The organism is Streptomyces sp. NPDC059003 (assembly GCF_042740445.1).
Taxonomy (GTDB): Bacteria; Actinomycetota; Actinomycetes; order Streptomycetales; family Streptomycetaceae; genus Streptomyces.
This window is the reverse complement of the sequence record NZ_JBHYJH010000005.1, coordinates 1-15,366: the sequence shown is the minus strand read 5'-3', so window position 1 is coordinate 15,366 and position 15,366 is coordinate 1. Positions and strand designations below refer to the sequence as shown.

Sequence of the window (15,366 nt, the reverse complement as noted above, 5' to 3'; positions counted from 1 at the left end):
TCCGGAGCACCATGCCCCCGCTCGACCTGAGCGAACAGATGCAGCAACTGCGCACCCTGGCCCAGGGATTCGAGGAACTGCACGACCGCGTGCGCGACCTCTCCTACTCCCCGGGTACGGATGCACTGCACCAGATCACGCCGCTCCTGCTCAAGGCCCAGGAACTGACCGCCACCGCACTCGGGCACCTGACGGCGCTGGACAACAGCACGTACACGAGCGTCACCGGCAGCCGCGCCGGGCTGGAGGCCCTGTCCGCCACCGTCGCCGGCGCTTCCCTGGCCTGCACCGACCTTGCTGAGGCCCTCTCCGCCAACCCGTACGAAGGGGCGCCCTTCGACCGGTATCCGGCCGACGACGCCCAGGTCCGCGCGGCTCGCCATGCCGAGGCCATCCCCCGCATGAACAGTCACCTCAAGGACGCCGCCCTGCAGCTCGACGTGGGGGCGACCGCCTGCCACTACCTCGCCACCAGCATCAGCCGCAGCCTCCCGGCCGCCGCACCCCGCCCTCCACACGCCGCCCAGCACCAGGCCGGGCCCCGGCTGAACGACACCCAGTACAAGGCGCTGAAGTCACTGGCCCAGGGAGAGGGACGCCTCTACGAGAGGGTTCAGCAGCGGGGACTGAGCGTGACCCGGGTCGCGGCGAAGGACAGCGCCCGCATCTCCATCGCCACCTTCCGGGCCCTTGCCAAGCGCGGCCTCGTCACCACCGACACGAGCAAGTCCTTGCTCGTCGGACAGGAGATCGCGGTCACCGACCAGGGACAGCGCGCCCTGGCCCAGCACCACCCAGCCGCTCTGTCCACCACGACGGCGGTGCCGACGCCCAATCCGCCTGCGGTGCATGCATCACGGCGATGACGGACACCGCCCCTGCGGACCTGGATCCGCTCCAGGCACCCGTACCTCCGCAACTAGCAAGACACACCCCGAGCAGCTCCCACCCACCTGCGCGCTGAAGGCGCCCCGCACCGATTGGAATCCCGAGCCGCCCCGATGACCGCCCAACTCTCCGCGCCCGAGGCGCTGCTGGCACTCGCCGGCGACTACAACCGGCACAACGATGCCCTCAACTCCCTGGCCATCATGGAGATCAACGGCACCAGCCCCGCGACCGCGGTCGGCAAGCAGATCCCCCGAACCCAGCACCTGGCCCACTCAGCGCTCCACATCGTCGACGCGCTGAACCACCAGCGGATGTACCACAGCCCCGGCATCCGCTCCGCCTACGCGCGCATCCGGCAGCTCGCCCATCTCGCCCTGGACGCGGCCGATCACCTCCTGGACGCCGAGGACATCCTCGACGACGCCCGCGTGGGCGCCCCCAGCGAGGACGGCCCGCCCCTGACACCGAAGGAAGCCCGATCCGAGGTGCGAGACCGCCTCGCCCTCGTGCGCGACCTGACCGCCCTCGGCGCCGATGACGCCCTGGCCACCGCGGAACTCCTGGTCACCGAGATGCGGCGCCAACGCCTCCTGCCCGCCGACCAGCTGCTCGACCTCTCGCCCGCGCAGCACACCGCCCTGCGTGCCGTCGCCCAGGGCTTCGTGACGATCGACCGCCACGACGACAAGCCCAGGGTCAGCCGCGACGATCTGCGGATCAGCATCAGCACCATCCGCTCCCTGGAAACACGCGGACTCGCCGGCCGCGAGGAGACCCCACGGATCCTGCACGACGAACGCGTTCACCTGACCGCCGACGGCTGCCGCACCCTGGCGGCCAGCTTCGGCCATGTACGGCCCCCCGCCCTGACGACCGCCCGCCCGGCACAGGTCAAGGCCGCCTCCGCACCCGCGCGCTCCCGCTGACGCGCGGCCCTACCGCTGCCTGCCGCGCCCCGGTCGTGCAGTCCCGCCTTCTCGCTCCCGCTGGAGATCCATACGCTCCCCGCTCACCCGACCCCGTACCAACTGGCCCGTGCTCTGGCCGACATGGTCACGCCCGACATCGCGATCCGAGATGTCCTCATCGGCTACCGAGCCCGCCCGCGGGTCGCCTCCCGTTTCGGCCACCGCAGTGGCGGCGGGTCCATCCACCACTACCTCGCAACCCTGCACCCCCGGTTCTACGGCCCGACGGCGGATCACGGTCCGCTACCGACCGACCTGGACGAGCTGCGACTGTGGGCCCTCGCCCAGGCCGGTGAGCATCAACAGAAGGCGGTCCTCGACGGCCTCGCCGCCCAGTTGCCTCATACAGCCCAGCTCCTGAAGCACCCGCTGCCCGAGTCCGCTGTTCCGGCACCCGCCCGCACCTGGCTGCAGGACGCCGACGGATCACTGCGTCAACTCGCCGACCAGATCCACCGCGTGAGCCCCGTCTTCGCCCTGCCCCACACCCCGGCGGAGCAGACGTCCCCGACCACGGCGGTGCCTGGCCCCGACCCTGCCCCGCAGGACATCACCCGCGCCCTCGCCGACTTCATCTCGCCGGACATCGCGCCGGACGACGTCCTGCTGAGCTTTCGCCCGCACCCGCGCACCGGCGGGCGCTTCACCGCGCGGGAGGCGACCGCGACGGCCTTCGGCTCACTGCTGCACGCCCGGCTTCACGGCCTGGAAGCCGCAGCAGCCACCCGACCGCAGCCGTGGGAGGAGCTGAACCGGTCCCCGCGCGCCGCAGCCGGCCACCAGGCAGCAGCCCTCGTCCGGCTCTCCGGCCAGCTGCACAGCGCGGCCGACATCCTCACCTGGGCCCAGCACTGGTCCCACTGGCGCCAGCTGCCCCGCGACGTTCACGCCCAACTGGGCAGCGCCGCCACCGCGGTGCACGAACTCGCCGGCGGCATCAGCAGGATCCCCGCGCCTCCTGGCGCCGCCCTGTCGGCGACGGCCGTGCTCGTGCCGCCCACCGCGCCGTCTCCGGCACCCCCACGGCGCTGACCCTCCCCCATCCCCTGCCTCACCCCTCAAGGACGCACCATTCCCGACTCCGAACCCCCCGCCTTCAAGTGCATTTCTCTAGGTGCTGGAGTTCAATCCAGTGTCATGCTCGCCCTGTCCGCCAAGGGCGTTCTCCCCAAGGTCGATTACGCGATATTCGCCGATACCGGATGGGAGCCGCAGGCCGTTTATCGGCACCTCGACCGACTGGAGCGGGACATAGCCGCACCAGCCGGAATCCCCATCCTGCGCGTCTCCTCCGGAAACATCAGAAAAGACGCCCTCGACCCGCAACACCGCTTCGCTTCAATGCCCCTTTACATCCTGAACAAGGACGGCAAGCCCGGGATGACCAGGCGCCAATGCTCCGTTATCTGCACCTCCTCAGGCTCGTTGATCGCGTGACCGACTCACGCGATCAAGGAGTGTGGAGTGGATATCCGACAGGAACTGATGGAGGGACGTGCTGTCGTCCCCTCGGCCGGGGCAGTTGCTCCAGCCGAGGGGCAGCACCCTCCGTATATCGTCGTCAACGGCTTTGGTAGCGAAGTGGAGCCGGTGACCGTGTACTTGCGAGACCTGGCCCTGGGCGACTGTAGCCCGCTGACCGGTCGGAGCTACGCCTACGGTCTCCTGCGCTGGTTCCGGCTGTTGTGGCTGCTGGGCACGGCATGGGAGAAGGCGACGGAGGCCGAAGTCGCGGTCCTTACGGGATGGCTTCGATCGGCCCGTAATCCGCAGCGTCAGCGGCGCTCGCCCCAGAGCAGCGCAGCCGGAGCCGTGAATATCCGTACAGGCAAGGCCAGTCTGGGCCCGGGGTACGCGCCGCGAACGATCAACCATGCGTTGTCGGTCGTCAGCGGGTTCTACGAGTTCCACGGCCATCAGGGCCGCGGGCCGGTCGTGAACCCAGTGCCGGCCTCGCCGCAGCGTCGGCGGGTGCTCGGGCATCGCAGTCCTCTGGAACCGGCGCCCGTGCTGGGCAGGGCACGGCTGCGGCAGAAGGTTGCCGACCGGCCGCCGCGGTCCATCCCAGATCTGCTCTGGGACGATCTGTTCGCCGCCATGGGCTGCGAGCGCGACCGAGCTCTGCTCGACTTCTACGTCTCCAGCGGCGCAAGGGCGGAAGAACTCCTCGGGGTGGGCCTGAAGGACATCGACTGGTCCGGCCAGAAGATCTACGTCATCTCCAAGGGCACCCGTGCCCGCGAGGCGGTGCCCGCTTCCCCGGCCGCGTTCCTGAGGCTGGCCAGCTACCTCGATCAGTGCGGAACTCCTCCCCCAGACGAGCCGGTCTGGCGGACCCGGCACGGACAGGACCGCCCACTGAGCTACTGGGCGATGCGCCGAGTCATCCAGCGGGCCAACACCAAGCTCGGGACGAACTGGTCGCTCCACGACATGCGGCACACCGCCGCCTACCGCATGGCCAACGGCGGCACACTCAAGCTCGAGGAGGTCCAGGCCGTCCTTCGGCACGCGAACATCCAGACCACCAACCGCTACCTGACCGTTCGCGTCGAGGAACTCTTCGACGTGATGGCCGCGCACTACGCCAAGCCGCGCACACCCACCCATTACGCGGTCGGCTACGACCCGACCGACATCGCGGCGGTGTTTGGTGCCTGAGACCACGACCTCCCTGCCGGCCACGGGCCGCACCCGTCGGCACGAATACGCCGACAAGGAACTGAGCTTTCCCAGCCGCTTCATCTCCGGCTCCCTGGAAGCGGCACCCGCAGTCGCGGCCACCCTCCCGCGGCCCCACGGGGATCTGAGCACGGCGTCCGCGCAGACCATCGCTGAAGTGGTACGCGACATCGGGCAGATGTCAGCCAACACCCGCAGCAAGCGGGTCCAGGTGACACGGACGATGCTCGACTACCTGGGCGACTTCCCGGGGGCCACCTGGCAGGAACGATGGGACGCCTGCCCGATCGCGCCCGGCGGCGTCAACTCCAGCGACCTCAGCCAGGAGCTCGGCTACGGCCGGGACCTGAACACCGGCCTGCGCTCACTGATCTGCCTGCGGGTGATCCAGCCGTCGCTGAGGGCCTTCCGCAGCCAGACCTTCCCCAGCTTCGCCATTCCGTTCCACGAGGCGCAGAACGACCCGCTGCTCGACGCCTTCCATGACCGCGTCCAGGCACATGACATGTCCTGGCAGCACAAGCGCAACGCGCTCAACGACATCTGCGCCCTGCTCGCCGTCCAGGGCGTGTCTCTCTCCGATGTCACTCCGGCAGCCATGCTGCACCACGGACACGAGAGCCGACGGGCCGCAGTCGCTCTCGGGCTGGGCGAGGCACGGAAAGTCGTCTTCCCTGGGATCGGCGCCTGGAACGTCCTGCACGCCATGGGGCACTTCCCACCCGACACCCCAACCACGCTGCGGGCAGCGCTCACCCGCGGCCAGCTCAGCGTCGAGGACCTGATCGATCGCTACCCGATCCGCAACCAGGGCATCCGCCAACTCCTGATCGACTACTGCAGCCGCCGCATGGTCGAGACCGACTACGCCACCTTGTCGCACATCTGCTACCTGCTGGGATCGATGTTCTGGCGCAAGGTCGAGCAGATCAACCCCGACCAAGCCGACCTGCGCCTCACCCCCGAGACCTATGCGGCCTGGCGCCAAGCGATCACCATCCGGGACGACGGCAAGCCCCGCCGGCAACAGGACGACATCATCATCACCGTCCGCAGCCTCTACCTCGACCTGCACACCTGGGCCGCGCAGGAACCCGAACGATGGGCCCACTGGGTCGTCCCCTGCCCCATCCCGCCCGGAGAACTACGAGGAGTCGGCAAGCGCCGACGCCGCCACGACGAGCGCACTGCTGACCGAACCCGCCAGCGACAGCCCCTTCTGCCAGTCCTCGCCGAGCACGTCGAGAACCGCTACGACCACGCCCGCAGGTTGCTGGAGCAGGCGACCAGCACACCTGACGGCATCCGCTTCGTCCTGGACGGCACGAGCTACCGGCGGACCGTGACCGAGTCCGACCGAAAGATCGCACGCCACGAGACACCGCCCGTCAAGGTCACCGACGAGGCAACCGGCCGGCTTATCCACATCACGACCGATGAGGAGACGGCGTTCTGGGACTGGGCCAGCATTGAGGTGCTGCGGCACTCCGGCATCCGCATCGAGGAGATGTGCGAGCTCAGCCACCTCAGCATCCGCCAATACCAGCGTCCCAGCGGCGAAGTCGTCGGCCTGCTCGTGATCGCACCGTCCAAGACCGACCGCGAGCGCGTCATCCCCATGTCGCCCGAGCTGTTCCACGTCATCGCCTGCCTCATCCGCCGCCACACCCGCGACGGACAACCGATCCCGCTGGTCAGCCGCTACGACCCGCACGACAAGCTCTGGAGCACCCCTCTGCCGTTTCTGTTCCAGCGCCGCATCGGCGCCAACCGCGGGGTGATCGGCACCAACACCGTCCTCAACATGATCCGGCGCCGCTGCGAGTCGCTCGGCGAGACGCACCCCGGCTTCCGGGACCTGCACTTCACCCCGCACGACTTCCGCCGGATCTTCGCCACCGAACTCGTCAACAGCGGACTGCCCATCCACATCGGAGCGGCCCTGCTCGGACACCTCAACATCCAAACCACCCGCGGATATGTCGCGGTCTTCGACGAAGACGTCATCCGCCACTACGTCACCCACCTCGACAACCGACGCAAGATCCGCCCCAGCGACGAATACCGCCCCGCCAGCACCGAAGAGTGGGACGAATTCACCGAGCACTTCGACAAGCGCAAGGTCGAACTCGGCTCCTGCGGACGCCCCTACGGAACCCCCTGCCAGCACGAACACGCCTGCATCCGCTGCCCGATGCTGCACGTCAACCCCAAGATGCTGGCCCGTCTCGACGAACTCGAGAAGGACCTCCTCGCCCGCCGGGTCAGGGCCGAGCGGGAGGGCTGGGCCGGTGAGATCGAAGGACTGAACCTCACCCTCGCCCTCCTCCACTCCAAGCGCGACGAGTCCCAGCGCATGGCACGGCGCCCCGCTGTCGACCTCGGCATTCCTGCACGCCGCCGCCCGAAGGAGTCGGAATGACCCTCCTCATGCCGACGCCTGGAACGGACCATCGCTCACCGAAGGATGACGTTCACGCCCCGTTCCTCCAAGATCTCCAGGATCAGCTCGAACAGCGAAACCTCGCCATCGCCGGTGGGCACGCGCTCTGTCAACTGCGCTCTGGCCTCGGCCGAGAAATCCCAGTGCAAGGTGAACGGAGCGGTGGCGCCCCAGCCGCCTGTCAGACAGTCGTCCAGAGCATCAAGGTTCCAGCCGAAGTAGCCGCCCGGCCCATTGATGGCCTCGCCGATCGCGCAGTAGAAGCTGTCCCTGTCGACGATGTGCCGGCCGTCCAAGGTGAACACCTGGCCTGCAGGAGTGTCGGGCCGTCCCTGACGTTGGTACTCCCGAGACCACAGCGCCACCGACAGCCACGCATGGCGGTCTTCGGGCGCAAGATCGTGCCACATGCCAGTGCGAGTCAGGTGCCCCGCACGGATCAAGTCCCACACCCGCTCCGCTCCAGGCAAGGCGTTCTCGCACCACAGCGTCACCGTGAGGTCTACGAGGCCGGCTCCACGGGCGGATCGCTTGACTCTGACGACCGTGACCTCATTGACGAAGTAGGACCCCATGGTGGCGCCGTCGCCGTCGAGGAGGTCGAACCAGGCGTTCCCCGCCACGGCACGACGAGCGCCGACGTGGTCAACGCTCTTCAGTAGGCCGCCCTGCGGCAGGCAACCCACGAGGCGCACTAGGCGTGCTCCCTCTTCATCCGCCAGCGGCGTGAACAACCCCTCGGCCTCGTGAGCCGACCCCCAGAAGTCAGTGTCGTCCTCGTCCGAGGTCAGCGCGTACTTCTGCCCCTCGCCACCCCGCCTTGAAGTTCGCATCGCACTTCCCATGAGGGCGCCGATCTTACCGGCGCCCCGCGACGCGTCAGGCGGTCGCGGACGCCACCACCACCCCGCCCCCTCAACTCATCCATCTCGGAGGCCCTTTGCCGACCCACATACCCCCGTTCACCCGTGAGAGTGAAGTGCAGAGAAGTACTGGTGAGTACAAAATTAAGCCACTGAAGAAGAAGGTGCGCGAACTCCTCGGGTACCCCTATCCGGCACGCATCCCGAGAGACGTCTACGTGGAGCAGTGGGTCGGCATTTCGACCGACGAATTCCACCGAGCCAAGGACTCAGACGTCAAATACATGCGCAACCGCCATCCACTCATCGATATAGGCTGGTCAAGAGCCGACTGCGTAAGGTACTTGACGTCACTCGGACTGGCGGACACACCGAAATCAAGCTGCCTTGGGTGCCCATTTCACGGAAACGCTCAGTGGAGATCCATCCGGGACTCCTCGCCGCAGGAGTGGGCGGATGTGGTGGCCTTCGATGCGGCCATCCGGAAGGGGAATGCACGCGCCAATGCCACCGGCAACCGGCTGCTGGGCGAGGCGTTCCTCCACCGCTCGCGCGTGCCGCTCGACCAGGCGCCGATCGACCACGTGACCGCCGCCGAATGGGCCGCCCTGCAGCAGGAACTCGGCGACAGTGAAGCAGACGCCCAGGAGTTGGAAGAGGGCGTTATCGACGGCTGCTCCCCGTGGGCCTGCCGCGGTGAAGCCGAGCCGGTCCAGGACGACTTCGGGCTGACCTCTTGATACTCGACCTGTTCGCCGGCCCCGGGGGATGGAGCCAGGCCCTGACCGTGCTCGGCGTACGGGACGTGGGCCTGGAATGGGACGAGTGGGCATGCAAAACCCGAGCCGCGGCAGGGCAGTTGACGATTCGCACCGACGTCGCCACCTATCCCCTCTGGCCGTTCCTCGGCAGGATCACCGGGCTGATCGCGAGCCCGCCGTGCCAGGCATGGTCGATGGCCGGCAAACGCCTCGGGCTCGTCGACCAGCCCCTGGTCCACCAGGCCGTCGCCGACCTCGCTCAAGGTCTGGACACCCGCGCCAAGCTGCTCGCCGCCTGCCGTGACGAACGCTCCCTGCTCGCCGCCGAACCCATGCGCTACCTGCACGCCCTGCACCAGAACGGCCAGCCGGAGTGGGTCGCGATGGAAGAGGTCCCCGACGTGCTGCCCCTGTGGCGACAGTACGCCGCGATCCTGCGGACCTGGGGGTACTCGGCCTGGACGGGCGTCTTGAACGCCGCCGACTACGGAGTGCCGCAGACCAGGAGGCGGGCGATCCTGCTCGCCTCACGCACACGGACCGCCGCGCCACCACCCCCCACCCACGCCAAACTCGCCGAGCCCGACTCGCTGTTCGGTCCGGGCCGCGCCCGCTGGATATCCATGGCCGAAGCCCTGGGCTGGGGCGCCACCGACCGCCCCGTACCCACCGTCTGCGCCGGAGGCGGACCCGGCGGCGGGCCCGAACCCTTCCCCTCCGGCGCCCGCAAGACCCTCAGCGACGCCCGCGACCGCGGCACCTGGAAACCACACCCGCCCGCCAACTCGGCCGCCGCTGCAGCGGATGGCCGGGCGGAGAAGGCCGTCCACTCCGAGAACCCCACCGCCCGAGCGATACCTACGGCGTGGCGCTGGACCCTGCGCAACAACAACCAGGCCAACGCCACCGTCCGCACCATCGACGAGCCAGCCGGGACCCTGTTCTTCGGCCACCGGGCCAACGAGTGCGTGTGGCAGGCCGAGCCGCTCGCCCCCACACCACCGGGCACCGACCCGGCCCCCGATCCGATCCGGATCACCGCCGCCGAGGCCGGCATCCTGCAGACCTTCCCCGCCGACTATCCCTGGCAAGGCAACAAGGGCCAGATCTTCAGCCAGGTCGGCAACGCGGTCCCGCCCCGCCTCGCCGCCCACCTGCTCGCGCCGCACCTCGGCAAGTCCCTCACCTCCGACGACTTCACCCTGGCCGCCTGATGCCCCATTCCCCCTCCGACGACAACGACGACCTGGACGGCCTTCCGCCGCCCCCACCCGTGCACTACGCCGAACAATCCCTGCTCGGCGCCCTCCTGCTGGAGCCCCACCGCCTCGACGAGATCGGCCCGCTGGATCCGGACCACTTCTCCAACCACACGCACGGCGAGCTGTTCCGCCCCATGCGCACGGCGCCGACCCCCGACGCCGAGCAGCACCGCACCAGCCCGGCCTGGCTGAACACCGTCCTGGACGCGGCCCGCCCTCACGCTCCCGGGCTGACCGCCTCCTATCTGCACACCCTCATCCAGGTCTGCCCCTGGCCCCAGCACGCGGCCACCTACGCCCGGATGATCCGCGCCGACCACGCCCGCCGCAGCCTGCGCATCCACGCCGAACGCCTGGCCCAGACCGCCGTGGACACCACCCTGCCCCACCGCGCGAAGACCACCGTCCAGCAGGCCGACGCCCTCGCCCGGTTCCTCGACGACCTCTCCGGCCGCTTCGCCTCGCACCCCGGCTCCCTGCCGCGCACCGCGCTGCCGCCGGCACCCGCCAGGGACACGAGCGAGGAGGCCCTCGACGAGGAACGCCTCCTGATCGCCACCGCGACCGCGTACCCCGCCGAGACCCGTCAGATGCGCTGGCTCGTTTCCGAAGACTTCGCCCTCCCCCTGCACGCGGCGCTGTGGCAGTGCCTCACCGCGCTCACGCACCGCGGCGATGCCGTCGACCCGATCACCGTGCTCTGGGAAGCCCAGCACCGCGGCCTCCTCGCACACGACATCGCCCCCGCCGACCTGCTGGCCCTGCTCTCCACGCCCGTCGGCTCACCCGAACACTGGGGCGAGAAGGTCCTGCAGCGCGCTCTGCTCACCCGAGCGCAGACCGTCGCCGTCAGCATCGCCGCCTTCACCGACGATCCGGCCAACAGCCCCCACCAGCTGATCACCGGCAGCCGGCGGGCCCTGGCCGACCTCACTGCCGTGCGCTCCCGCTGGCAGCAGGCCACCAGCCCAGCAGTACCGCGTACCGCCCGCCCGGCCCGAACCCCGGCTGCCCCTCGGGCCGGGCCGCCGCCGCGGACCGCTCCCGTCCCTGTCCGAGCCACCCGCTAGAACCCCCGGTCCGGGCCGACCTCCGCGTCGGCCCGGACCGGCGAAACGAGCCCGCTATGCCCGACACCGCGCCCGACGCACACGTTCATCTCGCCCTGCACCCTGAGCACCCCAGCGCCGTCGTCGCCACCCTCACCGGCAGCACGCTGCACACCGCCCGCGCCACCCTCGCCTCGGAAGGCTTCAGGCCAGCCAGCGACGACACGATGCTCCTCGTCCGTATCGACCACGAGGAGCCCCACTACGCCAACATCACCGCCAACCTCCTGCGCGACACCGGCATCACCGTGGACATCAGCGACCAACTGCAGGAGGAGATCGACACCGGGTGGACCTGGGCCAACCACCCGATGACCTGGCTGGACCGTGACGAGATCCGGCTCGTGTCCGCGGACGCCCAGAAGATCCACGACGACATCCAGTCCGGCCGCCTCACCATCCACCTGCACGCCCACGACGGCCACACCACCGTCGCCGTCGGCACCTACCAGCACGCCGAGAGCGTCCACCTCCACGGCGAGAACCACCTGCGGGTCGTCAGCGGCTCCTACGACACCCCCGGCGAGGCCATCGCCGACTTCGAGCGTCTGTACGGCGATGCCGTCCGCCCCGGCCCGCCGCCGCCCACCGACACGGAACAGCAGGCCGCCCAGGCTCTCGCCGCCATATCGACTTCAGAGTCAACCATCGCTGACTCACCGGTGGAACCGCCGGAGTCTAAGACGGAGTTGGTGCCGGTGTACGCGGCCGACCCCGGCGACCATGAAGGGCTGCTGGACAAGTTCCTCGAGGAACAGGGCGAGTGGGAGAAGTACAGAACTTGGGAGGACTCCACGACCGTCGCGAATCACGAGTCACTGACCCTTCGCGCGATCTTCGACCACGTCGCCGTAGGCCGAGAGACCAAGTGGACCTTCGCGGCCTACGACACCCCCGTCAGTGACCGCCTCTGGCACGGCACGGCCACCGCCTCCACGCCGACCGCGATCGTGAGCGCCCTGCTCGATGCCGTGGCTACCGAGAACGCATGGGGCCGCAATCTCTCCACTAGCGCCACAGAGACCGCCATCACCGAGGCGACCAGTCCCCTCACCGACGCGGAGTGGAAGCACACCATCGACGGGCGCTACATCACCTGGCAGGCTCCCGGCCCCCAGAAAGGCGGCGTACAGTTCGACGCCTTCGCCGCCCAGAAAGCCGACAGCCCTCTTCCCGCATGGACCATCTGGGGCGGACACGCCGTCCACCAGCCGACCTGGGCACTGCAGCTGTCCGCGAACGCCCCGGCAGCCCTGGTGCAGTACATCACCTTCGAAATGGCCGAGGGCCAAGGTACCCGCCTCGTTCGCCCTGCAACGGCTGATGGCCCGGCGCTCCGCACCACGCCGACAACCGCTCCGGTAGCGGCGTTTCCCGTGGCCGCGCAGCTTCCCAGGCGAGGCAGGTGAGCCCTTACCCTGCGCAGATGACGATGTTCTGGGTCGACCTCGGCATCCTGGCTGCCTTCGGGACACTGCGCTTATTCCTGTCGCGACAGCTACTCGGCCGCCTCCGCTCTATCGTGAGCCGCATCGCCGTGGAAGGCCGCTGCATACGCAGATACTCGTAGGCAGGCAGCGAAGACAACACGTACTGGCACCACGTTCACAGCTTCACGGCCTCGACGGCCAGAACATTGAATTCGAGAAGGACGCCTTACTCCTCGCCCAAGGCGACATCGTCGCCGTTCGCTACCATCTCAGCAACCCCGCCCGAACCACGACCACCATGGGCCCCGGCGGGACCTGGTCGCCCCTATGCGGAAGCCTCTTCAGCATCCTGATCTCCGGCACCTTCACGGCTTTGGGCGCGCTGTTCGTCGTGCTGAGCATCACCCCCGTAGGCGCCCTCGCCCCTGACCGAGCGGGCGAGACAGGGCCCTCCGAACCAGCGCGGGCCCTCGGCAACTCCCGGGCTCAGGCCGTGCGGTGATGGTGCGCCCACTGCGTCGCCGCTGCAGCCAAGCTCGATACCCAGTCGCCCAATGTGCCCTCGGCGATCTCCTGCCACATCCGGGCGTTGGCTGCCGTGAAGGCGGCGATGACTTCTGCCGGCGCGGTGCGCCAAGCCGGAATTCGCGCGGCCCACTCCTCAACCTCACGCGGGGACTGGTTGCCGGTCGCGATCAGCCAGATCGCACAGACGGCAGGGTCGATCCAAGGTGCGCCTACTGTGGCCCATGCCCAGTCGGCCAGCCGTACCCGGCCATCAGCAACCAACACGTTTTCCGGGTTGAAGTCGGTGTGGCACAGCGAGTTTCCGGCGAAGAATCGGAGTACATCCACCTCCTCGACATACGGCCGCCACCGGTCCTCGGCCCGCTTGAGATCGAGATCTGGCGCCCGGAGGCGGCCGAGGGCAGTAAGCGCGTCAGCGAGCAGGAGCAGGTCCGGTGATCCTTGGGAGAAGTCCGCGGGTCGCGCGCTGACGAATTCGAAGCCAAGGAGATCCCAACCGGCTATCTCCAGGCGCCAGCGCAGCCGGGGTGCCAGGCCGTCTGTCAGTGGGGCGATCTGAGCCTCCAGGCGCTGCGTCCAGCCCCGGGGGTGCTCCAGGCGCAGCCCTTTGACGAACACCGGTCCGCTGGCGGTATCCACACGCACGGCGATCTCGCTGTTGAACCCTCCTTCAACAGGTGTCACGTCGACAATCGGCCCGATCTTCTCCTCGATGGCCCGGACCGCCGCTCCCGGTAGATCGGCCCAGCGCAGGCGTTCGGTCACCACCATGTACCTGACTTCGTGTTCTCGACTCAGACGTCGATCAAACGATACGCGCCGACGGACCTATTGCGGCGGGAAGCGTGGTCCTTGACGCGGGGGGGCTCAGCACGCGGACTCCTCTCAGCGGTCGCCTGCTCTCCCCTTGCGCCAGAACGCACAGAGCGCAAGGCGCTGCCCGTCCAAATCGCGCCGCGCGAAGCGCCCGCCGGGGTGCAGGGCGATACATAGCAGACGATCCCCGGTTAGCAAAACCGGGGATCGTCCGGACCATTAGTGGTCCACCGCCATTCCCTGCCCGTCACGTCGAAAGGCCGCGTCACGACGACACACCACAACTCCACACTCCGTCGGTGCTCCTGCAAGAGATCTCTATGCCGCCGTGTAGCTGAGGCGGAACAGGTCCTGGGCACGCTCCAGGTCCCGCTCCGTACGCAGCTGCAGCTCCAGATCACCCGTACCGTGGTGGCCGAGCCCCGTCACGTCCCGGGTGAAGCCGGGGACAAGGTCGACTTCCTTCGGGTCTGCCTTGAGATAGGCGAGGACCTTGGTCTGCTGCGGCGGGCAGACGCTGGCGAAGTTCCGCAGCCGTCGGTAGGCGCGGTACTGCTTGCGCTGCACCCGAGTGACGCCGTCCCCGAGCCCGACCAGTGCCTCGTCGACCGCCTTGGCCAGCTCGGCCATGGCACTGCCCTGCTGCCGGACGGGCGGCACCCCAGGCGCGCGTCGGCGTACCCGCTGAGCCTTGGCCGGGTGCCCCGTGACCGAGGCCACGGTCTCCAGGCCGAAGTGGTCGCTGCCGAAGTACCGGTAGCGGACCAGGTCGATGCTGCGCCGGTGCTCGCGTACGGCGTGCGCGTCGTAGCGGGTGAAGTCGCCGGCTACGCAGATCAGCCTGGGCGCGCTCCACAAGATCTGGGACGCAGCCTCGGCCCCGAGCCGGTCGCGGACCAGATTCCGGAAAGCGTCCTTATGGGCCACGAGCCAGGCCATGTAGTAGAGGCCCTGGTTGATCACACCGGCATCGGTGCCGCGCTTGTACTCGACGATCACCGGCGCCCCGTTCTCGTCAAGGCCCAACGAGTCGATCCGCCCGCCCTCGACACAGTCGATGACGAACTCGCTCGCCAGGAACCTCACGCCCAGCATCGCCTCCATGTGCGCCTCGACGAGGTCCTGCACATCCGCCTCGACCACAGCCAGCCGCGGAATGACCTCACTCACGCCGCCCACTGTGTTGAACAGCTTCAGGCTCACCACTCCCCCTCAGTGATCACGTTGCCCGAGGGGAACGTCACTGCGTTCGGGGATATTTCCGCGACCGAAGCCAATCTCGAAGGGAACCGAAGAACCACACATGCATAGCCAGAACAAAGTGATACCGGACGCGGACGCCCAGTACAGCCCCTCGCACATCCGCGCCACCTGGTCCGGAACCGGCAGTGTCGAGGATGCTTCCCGGGCCTTCGGGTTCTCCAGGGCGAAGGGCTACGACCTGGTTCGCCGCGGAGAGTTCCCCTGCCGAGTGCTCCGCATCGGCCGCAGCACACGCGTCGTCACCGCGTCCCTGCTCCGCGTCCTCGACACCGGGGAGCCGGAGTACAGCAATGCCTCCGCCTGACACCCCATCCAGTGGCACGCAGAAGCCCCGCCGCATTGCGGCGGGG

The 15,366-nt window shown here is 68.7% G+C and carries 13 protein-coding genes and 1 pseudogene; 11 read left to right on the top strand and 3 right to left on the bottom strand.

Annotated elements, in window-relative coordinates; translation table 11 throughout:
* Positions 1–11: 11 nt before the first annotated feature.
* The 6 genes and pseudogenes from ACFWZ5_RS04180 (at position 12) to ACFWZ5_RS04155 (ending at position 6,963) form a co-directional block, all read left to right on the top strand.
* Entirely contained in the window at positions 12–866 is an 855-nt protein-coding gene (locus ACFWZ5_RS04180) for a hypothetical protein (protein ID WP_384890143.1), read from the top strand.
* Between the two features lie 135 nt (positions 867–1,001).
* Positions 1,002–1,817 (top strand): hypothetical protein, encoded by an 816-nt coding sequence (locus tag ACFWZ5_RS04175; RefSeq protein ID WP_384890141.1) that lies wholly within the window; start codon positions 1,002–1,004, stop codon positions 1,815–1,817.
* A gap of 123 nt (positions 1,818–1,940) precedes the next feature.
* Positions 1,941–2,891 carry a hypothetical protein gene (locus ACFWZ5_RS04170; protein ID WP_384890139.1) on the top strand — a complete coding sequence of 317 codons (951 nt, stop codon included), beginning with the start codon at positions 1,941–1,943 and terminating at the stop codon, positions 2,889–2,891.
* 105 nt (positions 2,892–2,996) lie between these two features.
* Positions 2,997–3,260 (top strand): annotated as a pseudogene (locus ACFWZ5_RS04165) (hypothetical protein); the annotation flags it as partial.
* 63 nt (positions 3,261–3,323) lie between these two features.
* Entirely contained in the window at positions 3,324–4,520 is a 1,197-nt protein-coding gene (locus ACFWZ5_RS04160) for a tyrosine-type recombinase/integrase (RefSeq protein WP_384890137.1), read from the top strand.
* Positions 4,513–6,963, top strand: a complete 2,451-nt coding sequence (locus ACFWZ5_RS04155) for a tyrosine-type recombinase/integrase (protein ID WP_384890135.1) — start codon at positions 4,513–4,515, stop codon at positions 6,961–6,963. Before ACFWZ5_RS04160 ends, ACFWZ5_RS04155 begins: the two co-directional genes overlap by 8 nt.
* Positions 6,964–6,998: 35 nt before the next feature.
* Here ACFWZ5_RS04155 and ACFWZ5_RS04150 read toward each other — a convergent pair whose 3' ends face one another.
* Complete coding sequence (locus ACFWZ5_RS04150; RefSeq protein WP_384890133.1) at positions 6,999–7,829, bottom strand: barstar family protein; 831 nt, start codon at positions 7,827–7,829, stop codon at positions 6,999–7,001.
* Positions 7,830–8,305: 476 nt separating this feature from the next.
* Between ACFWZ5_RS04150 and ACFWZ5_RS04145 the strand changes: the two genes are divergently transcribed.
* Genes ACFWZ5_RS04145 through ACFWZ5_RS04130 form a run of 4 tightly spaced genes read left to right on the top strand, consistent with a single transcriptional unit; the run spans position 8,306 to position 12,388 of the window.
* A complete protein-coding gene (locus tag ACFWZ5_RS04145; RefSeq protein ID WP_384890131.1) occupies positions 8,306–8,587 on the top strand; it encodes a hypothetical protein in 282 nt (93 codons plus the stop codon).
* Positions 8,584–9,822 carry a DNA cytosine methyltransferase gene (locus ACFWZ5_RS04140; RefSeq protein WP_384890129.1) on the top strand — a complete coding sequence of 413 codons (1,239 nt, stop codon included), beginning with the start codon at positions 8,584–8,586 and terminating at the stop codon, positions 9,820–9,822. Before ACFWZ5_RS04145 ends, ACFWZ5_RS04140 begins: the two co-directional genes overlap by 4 nt.
* A complete protein-coding gene (locus ACFWZ5_RS04135; RefSeq protein WP_384890127.1) occupies positions 9,822–10,940 on the top strand; it encodes a DnaB-like helicase N-terminal domain-containing protein in 1,119 nt (372 codons plus the stop codon). The genes ACFWZ5_RS04140 and ACFWZ5_RS04135 overlap by 1 nt, the downstream gene beginning before the upstream one ends.
* Before the next feature lie 56 nt (positions 10,941–10,996).
* Positions 10,997–12,388, top strand: a complete 1,392-nt coding sequence (locus ACFWZ5_RS04130) for a DUF317 domain-containing protein (protein WP_384890125.1) — start codon at positions 10,997–10,999, stop codon at positions 12,386–12,388.
* Positions 12,389–12,895: 507 nt separating this feature from the next.
* On the opposite strand, the gene ACFWZ5_RS04125 is transcribed toward ACFWZ5_RS04130, so the two are convergent.
* Both ACFWZ5_RS04125 and ACFWZ5_RS04120 read right to left on the bottom strand, forming a co-directional pair.
* Entirely contained in the window at positions 12,896–13,708 is an 813-nt protein-coding gene (locus tag ACFWZ5_RS04125; RefSeq protein ID WP_384890123.1) for a phosphotransferase, read from the bottom strand.
* Positions 13,709–14,071: 363 nt separating this feature from the next.
* Positions 14,072–14,959 (bottom strand): transporter, encoded by an 888-nt coding sequence (locus tag ACFWZ5_RS04120; RefSeq protein ID WP_384890121.1) that lies wholly within the window; start codon positions 14,957–14,959, stop codon positions 14,072–14,074.
* Positions 14,960–15,056: 97 nt separating this feature from the next.
* Between ACFWZ5_RS04120 and ACFWZ5_RS04115 the strand changes: the two genes are divergently transcribed.
* Positions 15,057–15,320, top strand: coding sequence for a hypothetical protein (locus tag ACFWZ5_RS04115; protein WP_384890119.1), 264 nt, complete (start codon positions 15,057–15,059; stop codon positions 15,318–15,320).
* The last annotated feature ends 46 nt before the right edge of the window (positions 15,321–15,366 follow it).

Coding starts and splice junctions, on each gene's coding strand:
- ACFWZ5_RS04180 (WP_384890143.1), top strand. CDS start 12: ATGCCCCCGCTCGACCTGAGCGAACAGATGCAGCAACTGCGCACCCTG.
- ACFWZ5_RS04175 (WP_384890141.1), top strand. CDS start 1,002: ATGACCGCCCAACTCTCCGCGCCCGAGGCGCTGCTGGCACTCGCCGGC.
- ACFWZ5_RS04170 (WP_384890139.1), top strand. CDS start 1,941: ATGGTCACGCCCGACATCGCGATCCGAGATGTCCTCATCGGCTACCGA.
- ACFWZ5_RS04150 (WP_384890133.1), bottom strand. CDS start 7,829: ATGGGAAGTGCGATGCGAACTTCAAGGCGGGGTGGCGAGGGGCAGAAG.
- ACFWZ5_RS04135 (WP_384890127.1), top strand. CDS start 9,822: ATGCCCCATTCCCCCTCCGACGACAACGACGACCTGGACGGCCTTCCG.
- ACFWZ5_RS04130 (WP_384890125.1), top strand. CDS start 10,997: ATGCCCGACACCGCGCCCGACGCACACGTTCATCTCGCCCTGCACCCT.
- ACFWZ5_RS04125 (WP_384890123.1), bottom strand. CDS start 13,708: ATGGTGGTGACCGAACGCCTGCGCTGGGCCGATCTACCGGGAGCGGCG.
- ACFWZ5_RS04115 (WP_384890119.1), top strand. CDS start 15,057: ATGCATAGCCAGAACAAAGTGATACCGGACGCGGACGCCCAGTACAGC.